Raw genomic sequence first — 26312 nt, 5'->3', positions numbered from 1 at the left:
CATGACGACTCACACGTCGACAGCGGCCCGGGGCGGAGGGGACTCCTCCGCCCCGGCGCGGCGCCTGCGACAGCCGCCACGCCGATCCAGCCGGCTTCCCGATTGGGTCGTTCCGTACGTCCTGCTTCTGCCCGGGTTCCTGGTCATCGGGGGGCTGCTGCTCTACCCGCTGTACCAGGTCATCGACATGTCCTTCCACAAGGTGGGCCTGGCGCAGCTAAAGGCGATCAATCCTCGTCCGGCGGAGTTCGTCGGACTGGACAACTACACGCACATCTTCGAGTCCGACCTCTTCTGGCCGTCGCTGCGCAACACCATCGTGTTCGCGGCCGTCACGGTCACCCTGACGCTGGTGGTCGGAACGCTCGTCGGCCTGCTGCTCAACAAGCTCGGCAAGAAGATGTCGATGCTCGTCATCGTCGGCATCATGGCCGCGTGGGCCACCCCGCCCGCCGCCCAGGCCATCGTGTGGAAGTGGCTGTTCGACTCGGACGCGGGCCTGGTCAACTGGATGCTGAACCTGCTCCCGGACTGGTTGTCCAACCTGGTCTTCGGCCGCTCCGACTGGAGCGGGCAGCCCTGGTTCAATGACACAGTCACGATCTACTTCGTGCTCGTCGTCGCCGTGGTCTGGGCGTCGTTCCCTTTCATCGCGGTGTCGGTCCTCGCGGGCCTGAAGAGCATCCCCTCGGAGATGTACGAGGCGGCGCAGATGGACGGATCCGGCCCGTTCACCACATTCTGGAAGATCACCTTCCCGCTGCTCAAGCCGGTGTTCTCGGTCCTGGTGGTGCTCTCCACCATCTGGGACTTCAAGGTCTTCACCCAGCTCTACCTGCTCAACGGCGGCACGGTGTACCGCGACGCGTTCAACCTTTCGCTGTGGAGCTACGCCGAGGCGTTCAGCAACCCACCGAAGATGGGCCTCGGCGCGGCCATCGCCGTCGTGCTGACCGGCATCCTGCTGGTGATCACCTTCTTCTACGTCCGGCAGATCGTGAAGACGGAGGACGTGCGATGAACGACGGCCTGACCCGCAAGAAACTCGGGCGCGTCGCGCTCAACGGCGCCGGGATCATCGTGTTCCTGTTCGCGGTCTTCCCGGTCTACTGGATGGTCGCCACCGCGTTCAAGCCGAACAACCAGATCCTCAGCACCGAGTTCATCCCGTTCCCCAGCCCGCCGTCGCTCGACCACATCTCCCGGGTGTTCACCAAGGGCGTGGCCGGGCACTTGATCTGGCAGTACCTGCTCAACAGCGCGATCGTGGCGGTCAGCGCCGTGGTCATCGGCGCGGTGTTCGCGCTGCTCGCCGCGACGGCGGTGGCCAGGTTCAGGTTCAGGTTCCGCACCTCGTTCCTGATCCTGCTGCTGATCGTGCAGATGGTGCCGGCCGAGGCGCTGCTGATCTCGCTGTTCACCATGGTCAAGCGGCTCGGCATGTTCGACCAGCTCATCGGCCTCGTCGTGGTCAACGTCGGGCTCACCCTGCCGTTCTCCGTCTGGATGCTGCGCACGTTCGTCGCCGCGGTGCCCAAGGAGGTCGAGGAGGCGGCCTGGATCGACGGCGCCGGCCGGTTCACGACCTTCTGGCGGGTGCTGTTCCCGCTGGTGGCCCCCGGCCTGGTCGCCACCAGCATCTTCTCGTTCATCACCACCTGGAACGAGTTCGTCTACGCGCTGACCCTGATCAGCGACCAGGGCACGTACACGATGCCGGTGGCTCTGCAGTTCTTCGTCGGCCAGCGGTCGACGGACTGGGGCGGCATCATGGCCGCCTCGACCCTGATGACCATTCCGGTCCTCATCTTCTTCCTGCTGGTGCAGCGGCGCATGGTCTCCGGCCTCGTCGCGGGCGCCGTCAAGGGCTGAACCCGCCCTCATGACTCCGCGCTGAACCACCAGCGCCGATCCACACCATCTCGTACGGCTCCGGCACGCCGCGGGAGCCGTACCACGACCATCTTGGAGCCGAAGACAGTCATGTCCGACTACTCCGCGAGCATCGGCAACCGGGGGCTCTACCGTCTCGCGGCCGGCACACTGCTCGTCGCCTTCCCCGGCACGACCGCCCCGGACTGGGTTCTCCACGAACTGGAGAACGGCCTCGGCGGTGTCACCCTCTTCGGATTCAACGTGGCGAGCCCCGAGCAGCTCGCCCGGCTCACCGGCCGGCTGAGCGGCACCGGCCGGCCGGTGATCTCGCTCGACGAGGAGGGCGGTGACGTCACCCGCATCGCCTACCACACCGGCAGCCCGTACCCGGGCAACGCCGCGCTGGGCGCCGTGGACGACGTCGAGCTGACCGAGCGGGTCTATCGCTCCATCGCCTCCGACCTCGCCAGGTCCGGCGTGAACCTCGACATGGGACCCGTGGCCGACGTCAACACCGCGGACGACAACCCGGTGATCGGCACCAGGTCCTTCGGCTCCTCCACCGACCTGGTCTCGCGGCACACGGTGGCCGCCGTGCGCGGGCTCCAGTCGCTCGGTATCGCCGCCTGCGTCAAGCACTTCCCCGGGCACGGGGCGACGAGGCAGGACTCCCACCTGGAGATCCCCCGGGTGGACGTCCCGCGCGACCTCCTCTGGGAGCGCGAGCTGGCGCCCTTCCGGGCCGCCATCGACGCCGACACCAAGTCGATCATGACGGCGCACGTGGCGGTCCCCCACCTCACCGGTACGGCTCCCGCCACGCTGTCCCCCGCCGCGCTGACCACGCTGCTCCGCCAGGAGATGGGCTACGACGGCGTGGTGATCTCCGACGCCCTCGACATGCACGCGATCACCAAGAGCGTCGGTCTGGGCGGCGGCGCCGTACTGTCCCTGGCGGCGGGCTCCGACCTGCTCTGTCTCGGGCCGCTGCCCACCCACGAGGAGATCCGCGGCATCCTGGAAGAGATCATCCGGGCGGTGGGCGACGGCCGGCTGCCGCTCGCCCGGCTTGAGGAGGCCGCCGATCGCGTGGCACTGCTGCGCGAGTGGTTCGCCGTGTCCCGTGATGAGGCCGCGGAGAGCAACGTCATCGGCCTGGACGCCGCCCGGCGCGCCGTCACCCTCTCCGGGTCGGCGGCCCCCCTGGTGGATCCGTTCGTGATCGAGGTGGACACCCCGCCGACGATCGCGGTCGGCGACGTGCCGTGGGGCGTGGCGCCGTGGCTGCCGGAGGCCGAGATCGTCCGGATCAAGCCGGACGAGGCCCAGCCCGCCACGCTGCTCAGCAGGGCCGAAGGCCGCTCGCTGGTCATCGTGCTCAAGGACGCGCACCGATACCCCCGGAGCCGCGACCTCGTCTCCGCCCTCCTGGCCGGCCGCCCCGACGGGGTGGTGGTCGAGATGGGGCTGCCCGTCTGGCGACCCGAGGCGGCGGCTTACATCGCGACGTACGGCGCCGCGCGGGCCAACACCCAGGCCGCCGTGGAGCTGCTGACGGCATAGACACCGTCCCGTACGCCCGGCCCGCGCTCACCAGGCGCCTCCCGTACGCCCGGCTCACGCTCACCAGCGCGGGCCGGGCGTTCCCGCGTTCGCATGCCCTCGCGTTCGCGTACCCGCGTTCACGTATCCGCGCGTTCGGGTTGTCCGGGCTTCGGGTTGTCCGGGCTTCGGGTTGTCCGGGCTCGATGCGTCGGCCACGCCTCTAGGACGCGAAGATCTCCTCACGGGCCTGCTCCAGCGCGGCCAGGACCGCACCGCGCAGCACCGGGTTGCCCTCGACCGCGGTGGTGACCACCTGCGGGCGGATCAGGCAGATCCGCGCGACGGCCTCCTCCACCCGCGTGGTCAGGCCTGCCCCTCCGGCTCGCCCGACCTCGCCCGCGAGGACCACCATGCCGGGGTCGAGCACCACGCACACCGACGCGACCCCCAGGGCCAGGCGGGAGGCGATCGCGTCCAGCAGGGGGGCGCCGCGCTCCCCCGCCTCCACCGCGGCGGTCACGCACTCGGCGGCGCTACCGCCCACGAAGCCGTACTCCCGCGCCAGCTCGGTGACCGCCTCGGCGCTGACCAGCGACTGCAGGCCGCCGGCGAGCGACGGCAGCCGCCCGGGCGTCGCCTTCACGGCCTCGGCCAGCGGAACGCCCGGCACCGGGAGATAGCCGATCTCGCCCGCGCTGCCGGACCTGCCCCGGTGCAACCGGCCGCCCAGGACGACGGCGAGACCGATGCCCCGGCCCACCCAGACGAGCACGAAATCCTCGACGTCCCGGGCCGCGCCGTTGGCACGTTCCGCGACCGCGACGAGGTTGACGTCGTTCTCGATGGTGACCTCACGGCGCAGGTCCCTGGCCAAGGCCTCGTGGATGCCCTCGTGCCAGTGCGGCAGGTCGAACGAGAACCGGACGTCGCCGGTCCGCGGGTCCACCACGCCGGGGGTGCCGATCACGACGCCGCGCAGCCGCGACAGCGCCACCTTGGCCGACCTGCACGCCTTCACGACGGCGTTGTGCACGGCGGAGACCGGGTCGTCGTGGGCGCTCGGCTCCGCGGTGACCTGCGCGACCACCTTGCCGTTGATGTCGGCGATGGCCGCCGTGACCAGGTCGGGGCCGACGTCGAGGCCCGCGACGTATCCGCACGACGGCACCACGCCGTACAGCGCGGCGTTGGGTCCCCTGTTGCCCGCCTGCTCTCCGACGACCTCGACGAGGCCGCGTTCCTCGAGCCGGGCCAGGGTCTGCGAGGCGGTGACCTTGGACAACCCGGTCAGCTCGCCGATCTGGCCCCGGGTCAGCGGCCCCGAGGCGAGCAGCAGTTCCAGCGCGGCCCGATCGTTGATCTCCCGCAGCAGTCTCGGGACGCCGGGCCGCCGCTCCACGGTCCTACTTTCCATGATCGCCCCCGAAGATCTATCACAAGGTGCGCCCGCGCCCGGTCAGCAAAGTTTCCTGCCAGCTTAGCGATCAGGCAATCCCCCCGCATCGGGCGGAACCACGAGACTCCCCGCTATTGCCCTCCCACCCGAGAAGTACGAGGATCGCTCATGTCTTCGGCAGAGGAGAGCGCATGGCGGCACCGGTCACCGAACACCGCGGCATCCCGGCCGTCCGGCGGATTCCCCCGGGGATCAGGACTCCGGCCGCCATCGCCCTGGGCGTCCTCCTGCTCGCCGACGCGCTGCGCGTCTTCCTGCCCTCGCTGATCACCCTGTACGGCAGGGCCGGCGACACCCCGCCGGAACAGATGGGGATGTTCGCCGCCCTGTGGTTCGTCCTTCCCTTCGCCGCCGTGCCGGTCGCGCGGCTCACCGGAGCCCGCCCGATCCAGGTCTGCGGCGCGGTCGTCCTCGTCGCGGCCCGGCTCGGCCTGCAGGCGGCCGACGGCGGCGACCTCCAGGTCTACGTCTCCGCGACCGGCGTGTGCGCCGGCCTGGTCTTCCTGTACGGCACCGCCCGCACGGCCGCCCGGGAGGCGGTCCCGGTGGGCGTGGCGGCCGGACTGGCGATCTCCACCGTCGCGCACCTGATGCTCGACCGGATGGACCTGGTCTGGCGGGACGGCCCGCTCCCCTGGCTCGCCGTCGTCGCCATCTGCGCCGCCTTCCTGGCCTTCGTACGGCTCTCGCCCCCGTCGGACGACCTCGCCCCCGCCGCCGTATGGTTCCTCGTCGGCCCCGTGCTCTTGATCGCGGGCATGACCTCGGGCGTCACCGCCTTCCCCGGCGGGATGTCGGAGCAGCATTCGGCGGAGTTCGGCGTCGTCGCCATGGTGCTCCACGTCGTCGTCCTGTGCTGGGGCGTCGTCATCGCACGGACCGCCCAATGGGGCTGGTGGACCGCGATCCTCCTGATCGCGACGTCGGCCTGGACCCTCGAGCCGTCCTCGCCGCTCTCCTTCGCCACCCCCCTTGCCCTGGGCGCGTGCCTGCGCTTCTCCGCGTGCGCCGCCACGCCCCCCGGCCGCCCTCCTCGCGGCGGCGTCGCCTTACTCGGCGGCATGGTGGTGTTCCTGGTCGCCACGTTCCTCTACTACGCGGCCTACGACACGAACCTCGGCTTCCCCAACATGGTGATCCCGATCGCGGTGGCCGTGCTGGTGGCGGGTACGAGCGCGAAGGTCTCCTGGCGTCGCCCCCTCCTTCCCGTCGTGTGGCCGTACAGGAAGTGGCTGCCGACCGCCTTGATCCTGGGGCTGATCACGGGGTTGTTCACCTGGCACCCGGTCCCCGGCCAGCGCGAAGCGGCCCAGCCCGAGTTCACCTTGATCACCTACAACATCCGGATGGGATTCGGCCTCAAGGGCACCCTCGACCTCGACCGGATCGCCGACTGGGCCCGCGCCCAGCACCCGGACGTCGTCCTGCTCAGCGAGGTGGACCGGGGGTGGCTCCTCAACGGCGGGCACGACGACCTGGCCCGGATCGCCGGGGGGCTCGGCATGCGCTACTACTTCGCCCCGGCGGCCGACCCGCTGTGGGGCGACGCGCTGCTCACGAATCTTCCGGTCAAGGAGATCACCTCGCACGCTCTGGGGCGGCACGACTACCCGACGGGTGCCCAGGCCCAGGCGATCGTGCTCACGGTCGGTGGCAAGGAGGTCGGGATCGTGAACAGCCACCTGCAGGCGCCGCCCGGCCAGGCCCCGGAGGTGGCGCAGATCGTATGGAACCTGGGCCGGCAGAACGGGACGGCGCGGCCGGTGCTCCTCGCGGGAGACCTCAACACCACGCCGGATGACCCCGAGATGCGCGTCCTTTCGGCGGCCGGGCTGACCGACCCACTGCTCGCGCTCGGGAACCCGCCCACGTCACCGGCCGACGATCCGGTCAAGCGCATCGACCACGTGCTGCTCACGCCGGGTCTGCGTGCGGTCGAGGCCCGGGTGCCGCGGGTCCCGTTCTCCGACCATCTCCCCATCGTCGTACGGCTCCGCCTCACCTGACGGCGGATGACATGAGGCGGCGTCGAACCACTGCCAACCAGGCGGGATAATCGACTACATGCGACTTTCTGCCCGTGTCGACTACGCCCTCCGTGCCGCCGCCGAGCTCGCCGCCGCGGGCGCGGGACCCACAACCGTGGGCGAGCTCGCCAAGGGTCAAGAGATGCCCCCCAAATACCTGGAGAACATTTTGCTCCAGATGCGCCGCGCGGGACTGGTTCGCGGTCAGCGCGGCCCGGAAGGTGGCTACGTCCTGGCGCGGCCCGCCGACCAGATCTCCCTCGCCGACGTGATCAGGGCCGTGGACGGGCCGTTGGCCAACGTCCGCGGTGAGCGGCCCGAACATGTGGGCTACACGGGCGCGGCCGAGGCGCTGCAGCAGGTGTGGATCGCGTTGCGCGCCAGCGAGCGGGCCATCCTCGAAGAGGTCACGCTGGAGCAGATCGCCAAGGGCGAGCTGCCGTCGAGGGTCACCGACCTCGCCTCCGACCCGTCCGCGTGGAACTCGCACACGCCGGTCTGACATGCCCGAGGGCGACGCGGTCTACCGGGCGGCCAAGCGGCTGCGCCAGGCGCTCGACGGCCGGGTGCTCACCCGATCGGACTTCCGGGTGCCCCGGCACGCCACGGCCGACCTGCGGGGCCGCGCCGTCCTCGAAACCGTCTCCCGCGGCAAGCACCTGCTCACCCGCGTGGAGGGCGATCTCACGATCCACACGCACCTGCGGATGGACGGCTCCTGGCGGGTCGTCCCCGCGAACCGGCCCGCCCCGCGCGGCGACGTCGTACGGCTGATCCTCGCCAACGCGCGATGGCAGGCCGTCGGGACGAGGCTGGGCGTCGTCGATCTGCTGCGCGGCGACCAGGAGGACCGCGTCGTCGGCCATCTCGGGCCCGACCTTCTCGGCCCCGACTGGGACGCGGCGGCGGCGGTACAAAATCTGCGCGAGGCGCCGGAGACCACCATCGGGGAGGCGCTGCTCGACCAGCGGAACCTGGCGGGGATCGGCACTATCTGGAGGGCCGAGACGCTGTTTCTCGCGCGTCTGTCGCCGTGGCGGGTGGTCGGATCCATGTCTGCGGACGAACTGGAAGGCGTGGTGACACTCGCTCACCGGCTCATGGAGGCGAGCAAGGACGCTCCGGCTCCGGTCACCACGGGCGACTCTCGGCCAGGACGGGCGTTCTTTGTGTACGGCAGGGCACGCCGCCCCTGCCGGCGTTGCGGGAACCCGGTCAGCGGTGGGGAACTCGGGCCGCAGCCCTATGAACGATTGATCTATTGGTGTCGCGCCTGCCAGGGAGGCTAGGCGGCGACCATGTCCTTGACCTCGGGAAAACCGTCGAACTCGGGACCGGGAAGGCCACCGGGAACGGTCTCCGGAATCGGCAGCCGCTCGTGCTCGGGCATGTCGGCAAGGACCGGGGCATGCTGGAGCTCGGCGAGCGCGAACTGGTCGGAAACCTCGCGCAGCACCTGCGACAGCGGAACACCGAGGGCGCCGCAAATCGAGGCGAGCAACTCCGAGGACGCCTCCTTCTGACCGCGCTCAACCTCGGACAGGTAGCCGAGTGAGACACGCGCCAGAGTGGAGACCTCACGCAGGGTGCGGTTCTGCCGCACCCGCAGCCGCCGCAGCACATCACCGAGCAGCTGACGCAGCAGGACCATCTGTCGCTCCCTCCCGAGCGCAGGCGTCTTCACGGCGCTCCGCGTGGTCGGTTCGTATCGCCCGTTCTTCGAACGCCCTTCGTACATAGTCCTCGCCGTCATCATTGGTTCGTTCGGCCCTTTCCCCGGCCGCTTTCCGGACTTGCTCCTCGCCGATGGCTCACGGACCTCACTCACAGCTCCACCGTACCCGTATCGAGCGACACCGCGGCAGACCGTGGCGAGCATGTTCGCTGGTGACGTAACGCGGTAATCACCCCGATTGTTCCCCCAAATTTGCCTCTAGCACACCTCTCAGCAGCTCCAAGGCCTCCTTGGCCGTGGCGTCGCGGATGTGCTCCCTGGACCCGGTCAACATCAGATCCCGGTGCCAGACGCGGGCTCGCGGACCGCAGACGGCGGCGTGGACGGTGCCGACCGGCTTGCCGTCCTGCGTGTCGGGACCGGCCACCCCCGTGACGGCCAGGCCGTAGTCGGCCTCCGCCAGTTCGCGGACTCCCTTGGCCATGGCGGCGGCGACATCCGCATGCACGGCGCCCTCCCGCTCCAGCAGGTCGGCGGGAACCCCGAGCAATTTGATCTTCAATTCGGTCGCATAGGCGATCACACCGCCGCGGAAGGCGGCGGAGGCGCCCATCGGGTCGGTCAGCGCGGCCCCGATCAGGCCGCCCGTCAGCGACTCGGCCACCGAGACGGTGGCCCCCTGCCGGACCAGCAGCGAGAGGATCTGCGCTGCGGCGGAGCCCTTCACTCGGCGCGCGACCTCCTCGCCACCTGGCGCAGCCGGACCGCCCGGACCACGTAGTCGACGCCCGTGCCGACCGTGACGGCGATCGCGAGCCCCATCAGCAGCCACCGGATCAGGTCGGGTGCCTGCGGCAGGATGTAGAGCGCGATGGCCACGATCTGCAGAACGGTCTTCACCTTCCCGCCATAGCTGGCCGGAATCACGCCGTGCCGGATGACCAAGAACCGCAGCAGGGTCACCCCCGCCTCCCTGGCGATGATCACGATGGTGACCCACCAGGGGATCTCACCGAGGATCGACAGGCTCACCAGCGCGGCCCCGATCAGGGCCTTGTCGGCGATCGGATCGGCGATCTTCCCGAAATCGGTGATCAAGCCGTACCTGCGGGCCAGCCACCCGTCGAGCTGGTCAGTGAGCGAGGCGATGAGGAAGACCGCGAGGGCGCCATACCTCCAGCCCTGGCCGTCCATGAAGAGGAACGCCGTGAAGACCGGGACGATCGCCAGCCGGACGATGGTCAGCGCGTTCGCGATGTTCCAGGTGCTGACAAGGCGAGCGGGAGCCTCGGCCGGCTCGGCGGTCCGGGACGCCGGCGGCTCCGGAACGATCTCCGGCGAGCTCGCCGCGGTCACCGGCGGCTCGCTGCGCTCGGTCATGGACCGGCCTTGATCCGGGCGATCAGGTCAACCCCCTCCGAATCGACGGCGACGGCCGGGACGATCTGCCCGGGCACCAGGCCGATGCCCTGGACGGTGACCGAACCGTCGACCTCCGGCCCCTGGTGGGCGGCGCGTCCCTCGTAGCCGCCGTCGCCCAGATCCTCCTCGATGAGGACCTCGAGGTCGGTGCCGATGCGCTCCTCCGCCCGCTGGGCGACGAGCTCCTCGGCCAGCTCGGACAGCGCGGCGACCCGCTCGTCCACGATCTCCTGGTCGAGCTTGCCGTCGAAGGACGCCGCCTCGGTGCCCTCCTCGTCGGAGTAGCCGAAGACGCCGATCACGTCGAGCCTGGCCTCCTCGAGGAAGGCGACCAGCTCGTCGAAGTGCTCCTGGGTCTCGCCGGGGAAGCCGACGATGAAGTTGGAGCGCACGCCCGCCTCGGGGGCGCGCTCGCGGATCTGCTCCAGCAGATCGAGGAACCGCCGGGGATCGCCGAACCGCCGCATCCGCCGCAACACCGGCCCGCTGGCGTGCTGGAACGACAGGTCGAAGTACGGCGCCACGCCCTCGGTCGAGGCGATCACGTCCAGGAGGCCGGGCCGCAGCTCGGCCGGCTGGAGGTAGCTGACCCGGACCCGCTCGATGCCGTCGGTCGCGGCCAGCTTGGGCAGCAGCGCCTCCAGCGCCCTCAGGTCGCCCAGGTCCTTGCCGTACGACGTGGAGTTCTCGCTGACCAGCACGAGCTCCCTGACGCCCTGCTCGGCCAGCCAGCGGGCCTCCGCGAGCAGGTCTTCGGGACTCCTGGAGACGTACGCGCCGCGGAAGGCGGGGATGGCGCAGAAGCTGCACCGCCGGTCGCAGCCGGAGGCGAGCTTCAGCGAGGCCACCGGGCCGTCGCTCAGCCGCTTGCGCAGCGTGCGCGGGCCGCTGGCGGGGGCCAGGCCCTCAGGCAGGTCACCGCCGTGCCCCGGGATCTGGGCCCGCGCCTGCTGCCGCTCGACAGGGCTGATCGGCAGCAGGAGCCGGCGGTCGCGCGGCGTGTGCGGCTTCAACGCACGACCGGCCACCACGTCGTCGAGCCGCTCCCCGATCGAGGCGTAGTCGTCGAAGGAGATCACCGCGGCGGCCTCGGGAAGCGCGTCGGCGAGCTGGTCGCCGTAGCGCTCGGCCATGCATCCGGCGGCCACGACCTTGGCGCCGGAGTCCGCGGCCGCCAGCAGCGTGTCGATCGAATCCTTCTTCGCCGAATCGATGAAGCCACAGGTGTTGACGACGATGACGTCGGGCGCGTCATCGCCCATCTGCCAGCCGGCGGCTTCGAGACGCGCGGCCAGCTCTTCCGAGTCGACCTCGTTGCGCGCGCAACCCAAGGTGACCAGCGATACGGTTCGGCGAGAAGACATGATGAAACTAAGGTATCGGGAGTCGGGCCCTAGCGGGGACCCGGGACTCCCGCCCCGTAGGTGCGCCGCAGCGTCTCCCCCTTCTTGCCGGGCGTGCCGAGGTCCTTGCCGTTGACTTCGAGGCGGACGGCGCCCGCGTCGCCGAAGACGACTTTGACCTGGTCACGAGCCTTCCAGGTGGAGGTTTCCCCCCGCCCCACGGTGCCCTGGAACAGCTGGCGCCCCGCCCCGTCCCTGACGGTGATCCAGGACGACCTCTTCCCGGTGACCTTGAGGACGACCAAGTCGCCCTTCGCCTTCGCGGCGTCGTGCTCGGCGGCCCGTCCCGCCGCGGGCGCGCGCCCGCTGTGGGCCGCCGTCTCCCGCACCGGGTCGCCGGAACCGCCGATCAGCCGGATGATCCCGAACACCGCGGCGACCACCAGCGCGATCGCGAGCGCCATGGTCCAGTTGGGCGCCTTGCGCCCGCGCCCCCCGAGTGAGCGTCCCGCCTTGAAGACGCTCGCGGCGCGTACCGGCATGACGGACCCGCCGCGGAGTTCGTCGTACTGCCGGACCGTCCCCTCGGGATCGAGCCCGACCGCCCTGGAGATCGCGCGCAGATGCCCGCGCACGTAGAAGTCGCCTCCGCAGAGCGAGAAGTCGTCCCGCTCCATTGCCTCGATTATGGTCTCGCGTATGCGCGTGCGCTGGCTGAGCTGACTCACCGTCATGCCCGCCCGCTCCCGCGCCTCCGCCAGAGCTTCGCCAATGCTCATAGCTCACGTCCCCCGAAACGGCTACGCCCGGAACTATCACCCGTCAGCGACGTTGCGTAGTTGGTCCCATTCAATCAGTAGCGGATCCGGGACGGCGAAGCAGGGGCACCCCCCACCGTAGTGTCGCGGCTACTCTCCGCGCAGATCGGCGAGCAGGCCGGGCAGGTCGTCCGGCTTGACCATGACCTCACGGGCCTTGGAACCCTCGCTCGGGCCGACGACGTTGCGGCTCTCCAGCAGGTCCATCAGCCGGCCGGCCTTCGCGAAGCCGACTCTCAGCTTGCGCTGGAGCATCGACGTGGAGCCGAACTGCGTCGAGACGATCAGCTCCGCCGCCTGGACCAGCAGGTCGAGGTCGTCGCCGATCTCCTCATCGATCTCGCGCTTGGCCGTCGCCGGGGCCGCCACGTCGTCGCGGTATTCGACCTGCATCTGGGTCTTGCAGTGGCCGACGACGTCGGCGATCTCCTTCTCGGAGACGAACGCGTTCTGCAGTCGCATGGGCTTGCTGGCGCCCATCGGCAGGAACAGCGCGTCACCCTGGCCGACCAGCTTCTCCGCGCCCGGCTGGTCGAGGATGACCCGGGAGTCTGCGAGCGAGGACGTGGCGAACGCCAGGCGGGACGGCACGTTGGCCTTGATGAGGCCGGTGACGACGTCCACGGACGGCCGCTGCGTGGCGATGACCAGGTGGATGCCGGCGGCGCGGGCGAGCTGCGTGATGCGGACGACGGAGTCCTCCACATCACGCGGCGCGACCATCATCAGGTCGGCCAGCTCGTCGACGATCACCAGGAGGTAGGGGTAGGGCTGGTAGACCCGCTCGCTGCCGGGCGGCGGCACGAGCTTGCCCGCGCGTACGGCGTTGTTGAAGTCGTCCACGTGACGGAAGCCGCTGGCCGCGAGGTCGTCGTAACGCCGGTCCATTTCGCCGACGACCCATTCGAGGGCCTCGGCGGCCTTCTTCGGGTTGGTGATGATCGGCGTGATGAGGTGCGGGATGCCCTCATAGGCGGACAGCTCCACGCGCTTGGGGTCGACGAGCACCATCCGGACCTCGTCCGGGGTCGACCGCATCAGGATCGAGGTGATCAGGCCGTTGATGCAGGTCGACTTGCCCGCGCCGGTGGCGCCCGCGATGAGGATGTGCGGCATCTTCGCGAGGTTGGCCACTATGGTCCGGCCCTCGACGTCCTTGCCGAGGCCCACGATCATCGGGTGATGGTCCGCCTGGGCCACCTGGGAGCGCAGCACGTCGCCGAGCGACACGAGGTCCTTGTCGGTGTTGGGGATCTCCACCCCGATCGCCGATTTGCCGGGGATCGGGGACAAGATCCTGACATCCGCGGACTTGACGGCGTAGGCGATGTTCTTGGTGAGCGCGGTGACCTTCTCGACCTTGACCGCGGGGCCCAGCTCGATCTCGTAGCGGGTGACCGTCGGCCCTCGCGTGAAACCGATCACCTGCGCGTCGATGGCGAACTGCTCCAGGACACTGCTCAGCGCGTTCACCACGATGGTGTTGGCCTTCGTCTGCGGCTTGGGCGCCGACCCCACCCGCAGCATCTGCGTGTCCGGCAGCGTGTACGGCCCGGTCTGCGGCGAGAGCACGAGCTGCTCGACCTTGCGCGGCGCCGGGGTGGGCAACGGCGGCTGGGAGGGCGCCTTGCCCGGAGCGGCGGCGGCCTCCGGCTCGTCGTCGACCAGCCCCGGGACGATCTCCGGCGCGTGGTCGGCGCGCCGCCCGCCCTCCTCCGAGAGCACGGGGGTGTCGTACGGCTTGACGTTGTCGCCGACCTCGCGTTCCTCGTCGGCGCCCGGCTTCTTTCGCGTGCGCTTCGGCCGGGGCTGCGGCTTCGTCCCCTTCGCCGGGGAGTCCTCGGGCCGCTGGAAGAGCATGTGCCTGATCTCGGCGAGGCGCTCGGGGACGCGGTGGACCGGGGTGGCGGTGATCACCAGGACGCCGAAGCCGGACAACATCAGGAGCAGCGGGATCGTGATGAACGCGGGCAGGATGCTCGACGGCGGGGCCGAGACAAGGAAGCCCAGCATCCCCCCGGCCGCCGAGACCTTGTCCATGCCGTCGTCCACGCCCCCGGAGGGGTACGGCGTGCCGTGGGTCACGTGGACGATCCCGAGGATGCCGGCGAGGAGCGCCGTCCATCCGATGCCCATCCGGCCCGTCTCGGCGTTCTGGTCGGGATGGCGCAGGAACCGCCAGGCGAGCAGACCGAGCAGGAACGGGACCGACCAGGTCAGCGCGCCGACGGTGCCGTGCACCACCGCGTCGACCACCGCGGCGACGCCGGTCTTGGTGTCCCGCCAGGTCATCGCCGCGAGCACGATCGCGCCCGCGAGCACGGAGAGGCCGAGGCCGTCGCGGCGGTGCGCCGGATCGAGATCGCGTGCGCCCTGCCCGAGAGCGCGTACGGCACCGCCCATGCCGTGGGCGAGCAGCAGCCAGAATCCGATGACCAGCTTGCCGATCATCATGAAGACCCAGCTGACCGGATCCTGGCCGGTCGCGACCTGACGATTGCGGGCCGGACGTGAACCCGACCCGGATCGGCTGCGGGATCCCGCCGGAGTCCGCTTGGCGGGAGCCGGGCGGGACCCGGTCCGCGGCGTGGGACGCTTCCCTGAACCCTTGCCGGACGTACGGGTGGCCATGATGCCGAAGGTACTCGCGAGACTCACCGATATCCCGGAGGCACGCCGAAGGGAGCTCCAGCCCGTCAGCTCTCCACGGTGCGACCGCCGAGCCAGGCGTGATCCGGATCGGCGGGGTCGAGCACGGGCAGTCCGGCGGCGTGGACCTCGGCGTCGTCCCGCGGGTGGTAACCCAGCGCTCGGCCCGGCTCCAGATCGAGCCACCCACGGGTGTTGGCTGAGACGCCCCACACCAGGGCGTAGGTCAGGTCGGGCGCCGTCAGGCAGGCGTGCGCCAGCCGCACCATGTCGCCGGGGCTGAGCCAGGTGGACAACGCCCTGGCGTCCGGCGGGCGCGGCTCGAAGGAGCCGATGCGCAGGCACGCCACCCGCATGCCGTACCTGTCGGCGTAATACCGCCCGAGCGCCTCCCCGTACGCCTTGGAGACGCCGTACAGCGAGTCGGGGCGTACGGGGGTGTCGGCGGGCGCCGACTCCTGGCGGGGGGTGAATCCGGCCGCGTGGTTGCTGCTGGCGAAGACGACCCGCTCCACACCCGCGAGGCGCGCCGCCTCGAAGACCCGGTAGGTGCCCTCGATGTTGGCGCCGAGCACGCTCTCGAAGGACGCCGACGTCGAGGGGTCGCCCGCCAGGTGCACGACGGCGTGGACGCCTTCCATCGCGCGGGCGAGCGCTCCCGGGTCCGTGATGTCGCCGACGACCTGATCGATGCCGGTGCCCTCGACGCGGACCCGGTCCATGAGACGCAGCCGGTGGCCGAGTCCGGGCAGCTCCTGGTGCAGGCAGGTGCCGATGCGCCCGGCGGCGCCGGTGATAAGGGTGAGCATGAAGGGACGGTAGCGGCGCGCACCGACATGATCCTCCTCGGAGGGCGCCATGGCCCCGGTGCCGTCCGGTCCCCCACCTCGGGCAGGATGGTGGCCAGCCGACCCCGGGCGGCCTCTCCGCCCTGCGCCGGACCACGCGAGAACGTGCGATTGGAGAGCAGCACCGATGACCGTCTGGAGCGTCGACGCCCGCACCGGCGACCGCCGCGGCGAGTTCGCCGAGTCAACCGCCGAGCAGGTCGATCAGGCCTGCCGTACCGCCCAGGCGACCCTGCGTGAGCTGGACGCGGCGGGCCCGCGCGGCCGGGCGGAACTGCTCGACGCGATGGCCGCCGAACTCGAGGCCGCGGGCGACGCGCTGATCGCCGCCGCCGACGCGGAGACCGCGCTCGGCGTGCCCAGGCTCACCGGCGAGGTGGCCCGCTCCGCCGGGCAGTTCCGGCTGTTCGCCGAGGCGTTGCGCGAGGGCTCCTACCTCGACGTGCGGATCGACCGGGCCGACCCGTCGGCCGCGCCGCCGCGGCCGGACCTGCGCCGGATGAACGTGCCGATCGGCGTGGTCGCCGTCTTCTCCGCCAGCAACTTCCCGCTGGCCTTCAGCGTCAGCGGCGGCGACACGGCGAGCGCGCTCGCGGCGGGCTGCCCGGTCGTGGTCAAGGCCCACCCGCTGCACCCCGAGACCTCGGAGATCGCCCTGGCCGCGCTGCGCGCCGGGGCGCGCGCGGCGGGCCTGCCCGAGGACGTCGTCCAGCTCGTCCACGGCCAGGACGCCGGGATCGCGCTGGTCCGCCATCCCGTCGTGAAGGCCGTCGGCTTCACCGGATCGGTGCCCGGCGGGCGCTACCTGCATGACGTGGCGAAGTCGCGGCCGGAGCCGATCCCCTTCTACGGCGAGCTCGGCAGCCTCAACCCGCTGGTGATCACCCCCGGCGCGGCCGAGGCGCGGACCACGGCCATCGCGTCCGGTCTCGCGGCGTCCGCGACGCAGGGGTCGGGCCAGTTCTGCACCAAGCCGGGCCTCGTCCTCGCCCCCGCCACGGAAGCGGGCCGCGCGCTGGTCGAGGCGATGGCCGGTCACTTCACCGAGATGGGCCCGCAGGTGCTTCTCGGCGACGGCATCCGCGGCGGGTTCCTCTCCGGGGCGGACGCCCGTGCCTCGCTGCCCGGCGTGACCGTGGCCGCCACCGGCAAGCCCGGCGACGACCGGCAGGTGACCGCGCGGCTGCTGACCGCGCCCGCCGCGCTGCTCGCCGACGAGAACGCGGCGGAACTGCTCCTCGAAGAGTGCTTCGGCCCGCTGACCGTCGTGCTGACGTACGCGGACGAGGAGGAGCTGGCGGCGACGCTGGCCGCCGTCCCCGGCAACCTGACCGCCACCCTGCACAGCGAGCCGGGCGAGGAGGAACTGGCCGCGCGGCTGGTGACCGTCCTGCGCGACCGCGCCGGCCGGCTGATCTTCAACGGCTACCCCACGGGCGTCGCCGTCACATGGGCCCAGCAGCACGGCGGGCCGTACCCGTCGGCCACCGAGCCGGCCACCACCTCGGTCGGCACGGCCGCGATCTTCCGTTTCCTGCGGCCGGTCGCCTACCAGGACACCCCGGCGGCCCTGCTGCCCGAGGCCCTGCGCGACGGCAACCCGCTGGGGCTGCCCCGCCACGTGGACGGCGTCCTGGAACTGTGACCCCCCGGGGCCGCCGGCTTGTCCGTACCCGGCTCCTCCGTGCCCCGCATATCCGTACCCCGGCTTCTCCCGGCGCCCGGAATGCCGGACCGTAGGCGAGAATCGATCCCATGCGGTTCGGCATCCTGGGGCCCACTGAGGTACGGCGGGGCGACGGGCGTGCGGTTCCCGTGGGCGGGCCGCGCCTGCGCGCCCTCCTCGCGCTGCTGCTTTTGGACGCCGGCCGGGTCGTCACCACCGAGCGGCTGATCGACGGCCTCTACGGCACCGCGCCGCCGGCGGGGGCGGTCAACGCCCTCCAGGCGCAGATCTCCCGGCTCCGCAGCCTCCTCTCCGGGTCCCCGTCGGCCGACGGGGACCCGGTGGTGCGCCATCCCGCGGGCTACCTGCTGGCGGTCGATCCCGCGGACGTCGACGCGTACCGGTTCGAGCGGCTCGCGGCCGAGGGCCGGGACGCCCTGGCGTCCGATGACCCGGCACGCGCCGCCACGACGCTGCGCGCGGCTCTCGACCTGTGGCGCGGGCCCGCGTTCGCCGATGTCGGCGACGCGCCGTTCGCGGCGGCCCAGGCGGCCCGGCTGGACGAGATGCGCCTCACCGCCGCCGAGGACCACGCGGAGGCCCGGCTCACGCTCGGCGGGCACCGCGAGCTGGTCGCGGAGCTCCAGGACCTGGTGGCCGCGCATCCGCTGCGCGAACGGCTGTGCGGCCAGCTCATGCGGGCGCTGTACGCGTCGGGACGGCAGGCGCAGGCCCTCGCCGTCTACGAGGAGCTGCGGCGGCGGCTCGCCGACGAGCTCGGCGCCGACCCGTCGGCCGAGCTCGCCGCCGTCCACGTCGCCGTGCTCCGGGCCGATCCCTCCCTCGACGCCTCCCCCGCGCCGACCCGGCTGGGCCTGCCCGCCCAGATCACCGCACTGGTGGGCCGTACGGAGGAGCTGGACCGGGTGGGCAGGCTGCTCGCGGAGGCGCGGCTGGTCACGCTCACGGGCCCCGGCGGCACCGGCAAGACCCGGCTCGCGGCGGAGGCGGCGGCACGGCAGGACGGCGACGTCTGCTTCGTCGAGCTCGCCCCTCTCGGCGACGGCGCGGACCTGCCGCAGGCCGTGCTCGGCGCGCTCGGGCTGCGCCAGTCGGGGTCGATCACAGCCGCTCCCGGCAGGCAGGCTCCCGATCCCTCGGCCAGGCTCGCGGCGGCGCTCGCGGGCCGTTCCCTGCTGCTCGTCCTGGACAACTGCGAACACGTCGTCGACGCTGCGGCGCGGCTCGTCGCGCTGCTGCTCGGCTCCTGTCCCGGCCTGCGCGTCCTCACCACCGGCCGGGAGGCACTCGGCATCACGGGGGAACGGCTCTGCCCGGTGTCGCCCCTCGCGCTGCCGCCGCCGGGCACATCCACCTCCGAGACGCTCAGCTATCCCGCGCTGCGGCTCTTCGCGGAGCGCGCCGTGGCCGTACGACCGGACTTCCTGATGGAGACGGACGAGGCGGAGGCCGCCCTGCGGATCTGCGAGACGCTCGACGGGCTGCCGCTGGCGATCGAGCTGGCCGCGGCCAGGCTGCGCTCCCTGACCGCGGCGGAGGTGGCCACCCGGCTCGGCGCCGTCGGGGAGGGGACGCGGCGGGACAGGTTCGAACTGCTGTCCCGCGGCAGCCGTACGGCACAGCCCCGGCACCGCACGCTGCGCGCGGTGGTGCAGTGGAGTTGGGACCTGCTCGACGGGAGCGAGCAGGTGCTCGCCAGGCGGCTGACGGTCTTCGCGGGCGGGGCGACCCTGGAGGCCGCCGACCGGGTCTGCGGCCTGCCGGACACCGACGGCGTTCTCGCCTCCCTCGTGGACAAGTCACTGGTCGAGGTCGTGGGCGGCCGCTACCGGATGCTGGAGACGATCCGTGCCTTCTGCGCCGAGCGGCTCCGCGAGGCGGACGAGGAGGAACGGCTGCGCCGGGCGCACATCGCCTATTTCACCGAGCTGGCCGAGACCGCCGATCCGTACCTGCGGCGCACGGAGCAGCTTGAGTGGCTCCGACGGCTGGACCAGGAACACGACAACCTCCACGCCGCCCTCCACCGGGCCACGGAGGCAGAGGATCTGGAGGACGCCCTGCGGCTCCTCTCCGCCCTGGCGGGGTACTGGTTCCTACGCGGCCTGCGTGCCGAAGGAGCGGCGTTGGGCGTGACCCTCCTCAGGAAGATCGGGCCGGAACCTCCTCCCGGCCTCGACGAGGAGCACGCGCTCTGCGCGCTGACCGCCGCCTCGTCCGGCATCGACGCCCCCGAGATCGGCCCGTCGCTGGAGCGCGCCATCCGGTTCGTCGACCAGGTGGAGACCTCGCCCCGCCAGCTGTTCGTCACCGTGCTGCGCGCCGTCGTCGTGGGGCCTCCGCCGGACTGGGACACCACCGCCGAGCTCCAGTACCGGCTCGAACGCATCTCCCCGGATCCGTGGATGCACGCGCTGGGCCAGTTCAGCCGGGGATACCTCCATGTCTTCCGCGGGCGCCCGGCCGACGCGGAGCGGGAGCTGACCTCGGCGCTCGGCGCCTTCCGGTCCATCGGTGATCGCTGGGGAATGGTAGCGACCCTGTCCGGGCTCGCGGACCTGGCCACCTGGCGAGGGGACTGGGCACGATCGGCGGCGCTGACCGACGAGGCGCTCGATCTCGCGGAACGGCTGGAGGCCACCATCGACGTGGCCGAGATGCTGTGCCGACGGGCGGAGGGCCGGAGCCGGAACGGTGACGAGGCCGGAGCCCTGGCCGACTACGAACGCGCCGCCGAGCTGGCACTCGGGGCGGGCGCTCCCGAGGTCGTCGCGGCGGCTCACCTCGGGCTCGGCGAGTTGGCCCGGCTGCGCGGCGACCTGACCGAGGCGTCCCGCAGGTGTGAGTTCGCGCTGGAGAGCTGCACCACGGACGCGTTCGCCGCCGAGGAGACCCGGGCGCGCGTGTACGTCGCGCTGGGCTGGATCTCCGAGGCGGAGGGCGACGCCGACATGGCGCTGGCCTGGCACCGACGGGCGCTGACGGTCGCGCACGATATCCGCAACCTGCCGCTCATGGCCCTCGTCGCCGAGGGCCTCGCCGGGGTGACACTCCTCTCCGGTGACGGGGAGCGGGCCGCGCTGCTTCTGGGATCGGGCACGGCACTGCGCGGCTGCGACCGGGCCGGGCACCCCGACCTCGTCCGCGTCATGACCGCGGCCAGGTCCATGCTCGGGACCGCCGCGTACGAGTCGGCCCGCGCGCGGGGCGAGGAGATGGCGCGCGGCGGTATCCGCGCGATCGGCGCCTCTCCCCATCCGGTGCTGACCGTCATGGAGGAGCACCTCATGACGCTCGGCCGCTAGAGCGGGCGCGTACGGCCCTGGCTGGGCCTGTGGGCCCGTGTGCGGCCCGCAGGAGCCACCCGGCACGGGACGCGGGTGAGGGACCCCTTGACGGCCCGCTGACGGGGTGCCGCGCCCGCCGTCAGCGTCTCGTCTGCGTTCCGTCAGCGGTCCCGGCGAATCTGCCGGACATGGAGAACATCACCCCTGGACGCCGCTGGGGCACGCTGGCGATCGCGTGCCTGGCCGTACTGCTGCTGTCCATCGATCTCACCGTGCTGCACCTCGCCGTGCCCAAGCTGGTCACGGACATGAACCCGTCGGCCACCCAGCTGCTGTGGATCACGGACATCTACGGCTTCGCGCTGGCCGGGCTGCTGATCAGCATGGGCAACCTCGGCGACCGGATCGGGCGCAAACGGCTGCTGCTCATCGGCGCCGTGACGTTCGGGGCGGCCTCCCTGGTGACGGCGTACGCTCCGAACCCCGAGCTGCTCATCGCCGCCCGAGCGGTGCTCGGCGTCGCCGGCGCCACGATCATGCCGTCCACGCTGTCGCTCATCCGCAACGTCTTCACCGATCCCAAGGAACGGACCTCCGCGGTCGGCATCTGGAGCAGCGTCACGGCCGTCGGCTTCGCCCTCGGACCCATCGTGGGCGGCGCGCTGCTCGAGAGGTTCTGGTGGGGATCCGTCTTCCTGATCAATCTGCCCGTTGTCGCGGTGATCCTGGTGGCGGGCCTCGTGGTGCTGCCGGAGTCGCGCAACCCCCGGCCGGGACGCCTCGACGTCATCAGCGTCCCGCTGTCGGTCGTCAGTGTGCTCGCGCTCGTCTACGCCCTCAAGGAGGCCGCGCACAACGGCGTCGCCCACGCCCCCGTCGTCACCGCGGCTCTGATCGGGGTGGTCGCCCTCGCCGTTTTCATCCGGCGGCAGACCCGGATCGCCGAACCGCTCATCGATGTACGGCTGTTCCGGCGCAGGGCCTTCTCCGTCTCGGTCGGCGCCGAGCTCATCGCGATGTTCGCGATGCTCGCCATGTCCCTGGTGTTCGCGCAGTACTTCCAGCTCGTCGCGGGCCTGTCACCGCTGGTCGCCGCGCTCGCGAGCATGCCGGGCGGTCTCGCCGGAGGCGTGGGAGGCGCGCTCGCCGGGACGCTGGTGCACCGCTGGGGGCGGGCCAGGGTCGTCGCGCTGGGGCTCGCCATGACCGCTGTCGCGTTCGCCATGTTCCGCGGGCTCGGGACCGAGTTCGACTACCCCTATGTCCTGGCCGCGATGATCCTCCAGGGCGTCGGCATCGGCTTCACCTTCGCCGTCACCAACGACACGGTGCTCGCCTCCGCCCCGAAGGAGCGTGCGGGCGCGGCCGGCGCGATCTCCGAGACCGCGCACGAGATGGGCGGCGCCCTGGGCATCGCCGTACTGGGCAGCGTGCTGAACAGCGTCTACAGCAGCGGGCTGCGGCTCCCCGCGAACCTTCCGCCCGGAGCGGAGGACCGGATCCGCGAGACGCTCGCGGGCGCGTTCGAGGTGGCGGCCACGCTGCCCGGCGACGTCGCGGGAGCCGTCACGACCGCGGCCGAGCGCGCCTTCGTCGAGGGCGTCCACACCACCGTGCTGACCGGCGCGGGCATCCTGCTCGCCCTCGCGCTGGCGGCCCTGTACGCGCTGCGCGGCGTCCCGAAGGTCATCCCCGAGCAGGAGGAGGAGCCGGCGGCCGGCCCCGTCCCGGAGAAGATCAGCTGACCAGGGAGAGCCACCGGTGGTGGGCACCGCCGAAGGGCTCGGTCCTGCGGTTCACTGCGTCCATCAGCCAGGCGGCCGACCGCTCCGCCTGGCTGATGATCTCCGCGGGATAGCCGTACAGCACCTGGTGCTCGGCGAACTCGTCCTCGTCGTCGAGATGCAGACGGCCGTCGCGCATCCGCAGCACGTCGAGATCGAGATCGACCATGGTGACCTCACCGTCGCGCCACTCCGGCACGGTGGTGACGTCGCAGTAGATCTCCGCCTTGTGATCGTCGGGGTTGAACGTCGCCGTCCACCACGCGGCACGGGGGAAGAGGATCACGAACGGCCGCTTCCACACGACCGGCGGCTCCGTACCCCTGCTGCCACTGGTCCCGGCCGGACACCCCACCCAGACACCGAACTCGTCGTCACCGAGCAGCCGCGCCGAATGGTTCCAGTGCAACGACCCGCCGTATTTGCGGTAGACGACCCTCACCTGATCCGCGTCGGCCGCCACGCCGGTCCTTTCCTCCGGAGGAAGATGATCGAACCGAACGTACGCGGTCCCGCGCCGCGGGCACAAGGCACGAGGAGCACCGGGGAACGCGTGGTTCCCCGGTGCTCCTCGCCGCTATACCTCGACCACCACAGGGATGATCATCGGACGGCGGCGGTAGGTGTCGCTCACCCACCGGCCGACCGTACGGCGGACCGCGCGGCGGATCTGCTGCACGTCCGCCACACCGTCCGCGGCCGCCTCCTGGAGGGCGATCTCGATCTGCGGGATCACTCCGTCGAGCGCCTCCGGGTCGATGCCCGAACCGCGTGCGGTGATCTCCGGGCCGCCGGTCAGCTTGCCCGTGGTCGAGTCGACCACCACGACGACGGAGATGAAGCCCTCGTCGCCGAGGATGCGCCGGTCCTTGAGCGCGATGTCCGTGATGTCGCCGACCGAGGTGCCGTCGACGAACACGTAACCGCAGGGGACGGCGCCGCTGATCCGCGCCTGCCCGTCGACGAGGTCGACCACCACGCCGTCCTCGGCGATGACGATGTTCTCGTCCGGGACACCGGTCAGCCGCGCGAGCTGCGCGTGCGCCCGAAGGTGCCGCCACTCCCCGTGCACCGGCATGAAGTTCGACGGTTTGGTGAGGTTCAGCACGTACAGCAGCTCACCGGCCGCCGCGTGGCCGGAGACGTGAACGCGGGCGTTGCCCTTGTGCACGACCTTGGCACCCCAGCGGCTGAGGCCGTTGATGACCTTGTTGACCGCGGTCTCGTTGCCGGGGACCAGGGAGGACGCCAGCAGCACGGTGTCGCCGGCGGCGATCCGGATGGGGTGGTCGCGGTTGGCCATCCGGGACAGCGCGGCCATCGGCTCGCCCTGGGAGCCGGTGCAGATCAGCACCACGTCCTCCGGCGGCCGCTCCTCGATCTCCCGGGAGTCGACCAGGAGCCCGGCCGGCACCCGGAGGTAGCCGAGCTCGCGGGCCACGCCCATGTTGCGGACCATGGACCGGCCGATCAACGCCACCTTGCGCCCGTGCTTCTCCGCCGCGTCCATGATCTGCTGTACGCGGTGGATGTGCGAGGCGAAGCTCGCCACGATGATGCGCTTCTCCGCGGTGCGGAAGACGTCGTCGATGACCGGGGCGATGTCCCGCTCGCTGGTGACGAAGCCGGGCACCTCGGAGTTGGTGGAGTCCGACATCAGCAGGTCGACGCCCTCGGCTCCGAGCCGCGCGAAGCCGCCGAGGTCGGTCAGCCGCCCGTCCATCGGCAGCTGGTCCATCTTGAAGTCGCCGGTGTGCAGCACGATGCCGGCCGGCGTCCTGATGGCGACCGCCAGCGCGTCCGGGATCGAGTGGTTGACCGCGAAGAACTCGCACTCGAACGGGCCGAACCGGCGCCGCTCCCCCTCGACGACCTCGACCTTGACCGGCTGCATCCGGTGTTCGGAGAGCTTGCTCTCGATCAGGCCCAGGGTCAGCCGCGACCCGACCAGCGGCAGGTCCCTGCGCTCCCGCAGGAGGTACGGCACCGCACCGATGTGGTCCTCGTGGGCATGGGTCAGGACGACCGCTTCAATGTCGTCCAGGCGGTCCCTGATGTAGTCGAAATCGGGCAGGATCAGGTCGATGCCCGGCTGCTCGGGATCGGGGAACAACACCCCGCAGTCGACCACGAGCAGACGGCCGTCGAACTCGAAGACCGCCATGTTGCGGCCGATCTCCCCCAGTCCGCCCAGCGCGACGATGCGCAGGCCGCCCACGGGCAGTGATGGCGGAGGCCCGAGCTCGGGATGCGGATGGCTCATGCGAACTCCTCGATCCGCGCGCCGCGGTTCCCGATCACTCCCCCGCTCACCGGGTCTCCCCGCCGGTCGGCTGGGTTCCCCGGGAATCGCGACAGTTATGTCTGGTGATGCGCTCGCTCATTCGTCTCCATTGTCACTAGCTATCTGCAAGCTTCAGGCCGCCCGCGACGAGGTCCACGCGCAGCATCGCGATCTGCTCTTCCGTCGCGTCGACGAGCGGCAGTCGTACGTGACCGGCGTCCTGGCCGATCAACCTCAACGCGGCCTTCGTCGCGATCGCACCCTGGGTCCGCGTCATGACACCCGCGACCACGGAGAGCAGGCGGCGGTGCACGTCCAGGGCACCGGCGACGTTTCCGGACCGGTAGCGCTCGATCATGGAGGCGAGGTCCGCGCCGACCACGTGGCCGACCACGCTGACGAACCCCACCGCACCGACGGACAGCCACGCCAGGTTCACCAGGTCGTCACCCGAATAGAACGCCAGGTCGGTGGCCGCCATCACCTGCGATCCCGCGAAAAGGTCACCCTTGGCGTCCTTGACCGCGACGATCCGCGGATGCTGGGCCAGCCGTATGAGGGTCACGGTCTCGATCGGCACCCCGGTCCGGGCGGGAATGTCGTAAAGCATCGCCGGAAGGCCGGTCGCGTCAGCCACAGCCGTGAAATGACGATAAAGGCCCTCTTGCGGCGGTTTATTGTAATAGGGAGTCACCACCAGGAGGCCATGCGCCCCCGCACGCTCCGCGGCCCGGGCCAGCTCCACGCTGTGGTGGGTGTCATTGCTGCCCGCTCCGGCCACCACCGTGGCCCGATCGCCCACCGCCTCGATCACCGCGCGGAGGATGCGATCCTTCTCAGCGTCGGTGGTGGTGGGGGACTCTCCCGTCGTGCCGCTCACGACCAGTCCGTCGTTGCGCTGCTCGTCGACCAGATAGGTGGCGAGACGCTGGACTCCCTCGTAGTCGACCGCCCCATCCTGGGTGAACGGGGTGACCATGGCGGTCAGCATGCGGCCGAAGGGGGCGTCAGAGGTTCCAGTTGGCGATGCCATAGACCGAACGCTACCTGGATCCACCGAATCGGTGGACCTCGCCACCCCGTTATACGGACGGCACCGCCCGGGGCCGGTGAGGACGGGATGGAAAGAGGCCGCCGATATGTGCTCGGGGGTACACAGATCAGCGGCCTCTACCGATGAATCGCCGCATCTTACGAGCGCGTTACACGCAGCCGACGAGAATTTTCCGAACTTCGGGGCCGGCGGGCGTTCTCCCAGCTCACCGCACCTCCCCGATGAGCAGCCTGAGCCACAGGATCTCCATTCTCGCCGTGACGAGCCGCTCGCTCTCGTGGACCCTGGACCCGTCGGGCCCGCGTACGGTCCGGCGGATGAACACCAGGCCGCCCGAGTGGCACAGCTCGTAGATCGTCGCCTTGCACTCGCAGGTATGCCTGCGTACGCGGACCCGGTCGCTGCGCTGGACCGGCACGAGCCAGTTGATCTTTTCGTGCATTTTCTGCAACGGAGCCACGTGAACACCGTGGTACGGCCCGGGAATCGGACTTTCCGGTACCGCCGTAGGGGGCGAATCCATCGCCGGCGCACCTTTCACCATCTGATCCGCAAAGT

21 protein-coding genes are annotated in these 26312 nt (G+C 71.1%); 9 read left to right on the top strand and 12 right to left on the bottom strand.

What is annotated here, in order from left to right; all coding sequences use genetic code 11:
• The first annotated feature begins 1 nt into the window (after position 1).
• From IMZ11_RS05770 to IMZ11_RS05760, 3 genes are all read left to right on the top strand, one after another.
• Positions 2 to 1021, top strand: coding sequence for a carbohydrate ABC transporter permease (locus IMZ11_RS05770; RefSeq protein ID WP_228638202.1), 1020 nt, complete (start codon positions 2 to 4; stop codon positions 1019 to 1021).
• Positions 1018 to 1872: a carbohydrate ABC transporter permease gene (locus IMZ11_RS05765; RefSeq protein WP_228638200.1), complete on the top strand. Its 855-nt coding sequence runs from the start codon at positions 1018 to 1020 to the stop codon at positions 1870 to 1872. The genes IMZ11_RS05770 and IMZ11_RS05765 overlap by 4 nt, the downstream gene beginning before the upstream one ends.
• A 111-nt stretch (positions 1873 to 1983) precedes the next feature.
• On the top strand, positions 1984 to 3438 hold the full coding sequence (locus tag IMZ11_RS05760) for a glycoside hydrolase family 3 protein (protein ID WP_228638315.1): 1455 nt from the start codon (positions 1984 to 1986) through the stop codon (positions 3436 to 3438).
• A 202-nt stretch (positions 3439 to 3640) separates the two neighbouring features.
• On the opposite strand, the gene IMZ11_RS05755 is transcribed toward IMZ11_RS05760, so the two are convergent.
• Entirely contained in the window at positions 3641 to 4819 is a 1179-nt protein-coding gene (locus IMZ11_RS05755; RefSeq protein ID WP_228638313.1) for an ROK family transcriptional regulator, read from the bottom strand.
• Between the two features lie 188 nt (positions 4820 to 5007).
• On the opposite strand from IMZ11_RS05755, the gene IMZ11_RS05750 reads away from it, so the two are divergent.
• From IMZ11_RS05750 to IMZ11_RS05740, 3 genes are read left to right on the top strand one after another with little or no spacing between them, the layout of a single operon-like run.
• Positions 5008 to 6882, top strand: coding sequence for an endonuclease/exonuclease/phosphatase family protein (locus IMZ11_RS05750; protein ID WP_228638198.1), 1875 nt, complete (start codon positions 5008 to 5010; stop codon positions 6880 to 6882).
• A 58-nt stretch (positions 6883 to 6940) separates the two neighbouring features.
• Complete coding sequence (locus IMZ11_RS05745) at positions 6941 to 7405, top strand: Rrf2 family transcriptional regulator (RefSeq protein ID WP_228638196.1); 465 nt, start codon at positions 6941 to 6943, stop codon at positions 7403 to 7405.
• 1 nt (position 7406) lies between these two features.
• Positions 7407 to 8192 (top strand): DNA-formamidopyrimidine glycosylase family protein, encoded by a 786-nt coding sequence (locus IMZ11_RS05740; RefSeq protein WP_228638194.1) that lies wholly within the window; start codon positions 7407 to 7409, stop codon positions 8190 to 8192.
• On the opposite strand, the gene IMZ11_RS05735 is transcribed toward IMZ11_RS05740, so the two are convergent.
• From IMZ11_RS05735 to IMZ11_RS05705, 7 genes are all read right to left on the bottom strand, one after another.
• Entirely contained in the window at positions 8189 to 8554 is a 366-nt protein-coding gene (locus IMZ11_RS05735) for a helix-turn-helix domain-containing protein (protein ID WP_066947508.1), read from the bottom strand. The two genes, IMZ11_RS05740 and IMZ11_RS05735, sit on opposite strands and share 4 nt — an antisense overlap.
• A 253-nt stretch (positions 8555 to 8807) precedes the next feature.
• A complete protein-coding gene (locus IMZ11_RS05730; protein WP_228638192.1) occupies positions 8808 to 9305 on the bottom strand; it encodes a CinA family protein in 498 nt (165 codons plus the stop codon).
• Complete coding sequence (pgsA, locus tag IMZ11_RS05725) at positions 9302 to 9958, bottom strand: CDP-diacylglycerol--glycerol-3-phosphate 3-phosphatidyltransferase (protein WP_228638189.1); 657 nt, start codon at positions 9956 to 9958, stop codon at positions 9302 to 9304. Before pgsA ends, IMZ11_RS05730 begins: the two co-directional genes overlap by 4 nt.
• Positions 9955 to 11364, bottom strand: a complete 1410-nt coding sequence (gene rimO / locus IMZ11_RS05720) for a 30S ribosomal protein S12 methylthiotransferase RimO (protein ID WP_228638187.1) — start codon at positions 11362 to 11364, stop codon at positions 9955 to 9957. The genes pgsA and rimO overlap by 4 nt, the downstream gene beginning before the upstream one ends.
• A 29-nt stretch (positions 11365 to 11393) precedes the next feature.
• The gene (locus IMZ11_RS05715) at positions 11394 to 12122 is read right to left on the bottom strand and encodes a helix-turn-helix domain-containing protein (protein ID WP_228638185.1); all 729 of its coding nucleotides are present in this window, start codon (positions 12120 to 12122) and stop codon (positions 11394 to 11396) included.
• A gap of 129 nt (positions 12123 to 12251) precedes the next feature.
• On the bottom strand, positions 12252 to 14792 hold the full coding sequence (locus tag IMZ11_RS05710; protein ID WP_228638183.1) for a DNA translocase FtsK: 2541 nt from the start codon (positions 14790 to 14792) through the stop codon (positions 12252 to 12254).
• Between the two features lie 65 nt (positions 14793 to 14857).
• Positions 14858 to 15619, bottom strand: a complete 762-nt coding sequence (locus IMZ11_RS05705) for an NAD(P)-dependent oxidoreductase (protein ID WP_228638182.1) — start codon at positions 15617 to 15619, stop codon at positions 14858 to 14860.
• Positions 15620 to 15785: 166 nt separating this feature from the next.
• Here IMZ11_RS05705 and IMZ11_RS05700 point away from each other — a divergent pair, with 166 nt between their 5' ends.
• From IMZ11_RS05700 to IMZ11_RS05690, 3 genes are all read left to right on the top strand, one after another.
• Complete coding sequence (locus tag IMZ11_RS05700) at positions 15786 to 17303, top strand: aldehyde dehydrogenase (NADP(+)) (protein ID WP_228638179.1); 1518 nt, start codon at positions 15786 to 15788, stop codon at positions 17301 to 17303.
• Positions 17304 to 17413: 110 nt separating this feature from the next.
• Positions 17414 to 20650, top strand: coding sequence for a BTAD domain-containing putative transcriptional regulator (locus IMZ11_RS05695; RefSeq protein WP_228638177.1), 3237 nt, complete (start codon positions 17414 to 17416; stop codon positions 20648 to 20650).
• Positions 20651 to 20820: 170 nt separating this feature from the next.
• Complete coding sequence (locus IMZ11_RS05690; protein WP_228638176.1) at positions 20821 to 22377, top strand: DHA2 family efflux MFS transporter permease subunit; 1557 nt, start codon at positions 20821 to 20823, stop codon at positions 22375 to 22377.
• Here IMZ11_RS05690 and IMZ11_RS05685 read toward each other — a convergent pair.
• The 4 genes from IMZ11_RS05685 to IMZ11_RS05670 all read right to left on the bottom strand — a co-directional run bounded on the left by IMZ11_RS05685 (position 22370) and on the right by IMZ11_RS05670 (position 26196).
• Positions 22370 to 22879, bottom strand: a complete 510-nt coding sequence (locus IMZ11_RS05685) for a DUF402 domain-containing protein (RefSeq protein ID WP_228638174.1) — start codon at positions 22877 to 22879, stop codon at positions 22370 to 22372. The genes IMZ11_RS05690 and IMZ11_RS05685 overlap by 8 nt on opposite strands.
• Before the next feature lie 114 nt (positions 22880 to 22993).
• Complete coding sequence (locus IMZ11_RS05680) at positions 22994 to 24679, bottom strand: ribonuclease J (RefSeq protein ID WP_228638172.1); 1686 nt, start codon at positions 24677 to 24679, stop codon at positions 22994 to 22996.
• 136 nt (positions 24680 to 24815) lie between these two features.
• Positions 24816 to 25733 carry a 4-hydroxy-tetrahydrodipicolinate synthase gene (gene dapA, locus IMZ11_RS05675; RefSeq protein WP_228638170.1) on the bottom strand — a complete coding sequence of 306 codons (918 nt, stop codon included), beginning with the start codon at positions 25731 to 25733 and terminating at the stop codon, positions 24816 to 24818.
• Between the two features lie 226 nt (positions 25734 to 25959).
• Positions 25960 to 26196 (bottom strand): hypothetical protein, encoded by a 237-nt coding sequence (locus IMZ11_RS05670; protein WP_228638168.1) that lies wholly within the window; start codon positions 26194 to 26196, stop codon positions 25960 to 25962.
• Positions 26197 to 26312: the final 116 nt, after the last annotated feature.

The sequence above is a fragment of the Microtetraspora sp. AC03309 genome (genome assembly GCF_020826795.1).
GTDB classification, from domain to species: Bacteria; Actinomycetota; Actinomycetes; order Streptosporangiales; family Streptosporangiaceae; genus Microtetraspora; species Microtetraspora glauca.
The sequence above is the reverse complement of the archived record's forward strand: the minus strand, read 5'-3'. Positions and strand labels throughout refer to the sequence as shown.

Bases quoted from the DNA above. Each gene is read 5' to 3' on its own strand.
- IMZ11_RS05750 (WP_228638198.1), top strand. From the start codon at position 5,008: ATGGCGGCACCGGTCACCGAACACCGCGGCATCCCGGCCGTCCGGCGG.
- IMZ11_RS05690 (WP_228638176.1), top strand. From the start codon at position 20,821: ATGGAGAACATCACCCCTGGACGCCGCTGGGGCACGCTGGCGATCGCG.
- IMZ11_RS05715 (WP_228638185.1), bottom strand. From the start codon at position 12,122: ATGAGCATTGGCGAAGCTCTGGCGGAGGCGCGGGAGCGGGCGGGCATG.
- IMZ11_RS05700 (WP_228638179.1), top strand. From the start codon at position 15,786: ATGACCGTCTGGAGCGTCGACGCCCGCACCGGCGACCGCCGCGGCGAG.
- IMZ11_RS05745 (WP_228638196.1), top strand. From the start codon at position 6,941: ATGCGACTTTCTGCCCGTGTCGACTACGCCCTCCGTGCCGCCGCCGAG.
- IMZ11_RS05710 (WP_228638183.1), bottom strand. From the start codon at position 14,792: ATGGCCACCCGTACGTCCGGCAAGGGTTCAGGGAAGCGTCCCACGCCG.
- IMZ11_RS05765 (WP_228638200.1), top strand. From the start codon at position 1,018: ATGAACGACGGCCTGACCCGCAAGAAACTCGGGCGCGTCGCGCTCAAC.
- IMZ11_RS05670 (WP_228638168.1), bottom strand. From the start codon at position 26,196: ATGCACGAAAAGATCAACTGGCTCGTGCCGGTCCAGCGCAGCGACCGG.
- IMZ11_RS05740 (WP_228638194.1), top strand. From the start codon at position 7,407: ATGCCCGAGGGCGACGCGGTCTACCGGGCGGCCAAGCGGCTGCGCCAG.
- IMZ11_RS05680 (WP_228638172.1), bottom strand. From the start codon at position 24,679: ATGAGCCATCCGCATCCCGAGCTCGGGCCTCCGCCATCACTGCCCGTG.
- rimO (WP_228638187.1), bottom strand. From the start codon at position 11,364: ATGTCTTCTCGCCGAACCGTATCGCTGGTCACCTTGGGTTGCGCGCGC.
- IMZ11_RS05760 (WP_228638315.1), top strand. From the start codon at position 1,984: ATGTCCGACTACTCCGCGAGCATCGGCAACCGGGGGCTCTACCGTCTC.
- IMZ11_RS05705 (WP_228638182.1), bottom strand. From the start codon at position 15,619: ATGCTCACCCTTATCACCGGCGCCGCCGGGCGCATCGGCACCTGCCTG.
- dapA (WP_228638170.1), bottom strand. From the start codon at position 25,733: ATGGCATCGCCAACTGGAACCTCTGACGCCCCCTTCGGCCGCATGCTG.
- pgsA (WP_228638189.1), bottom strand. From the start codon at position 9,958: ATGACCGAGCGCAGCGAGCCGCCGGTGACCGCGGCGAGCTCGCCGGAG.
- IMZ11_RS05770 (WP_228638202.1), top strand. From the start codon at position 2: ATGACGACTCACACGTCGACAGCGGCCCGGGGCGGAGGGGACTCCTCC.
- IMZ11_RS05735 (WP_066947508.1), bottom strand. From the start codon at position 8,554: ATGGTCCTGCTGCGTCAGCTGCTCGGTGATGTGCTGCGGCGGCTGCGG.
- IMZ11_RS05695 (WP_228638177.1), top strand. From the start codon at position 17,414: ATGCGGTTCGGCATCCTGGGGCCCACTGAGGTACGGCGGGGCGACGGG.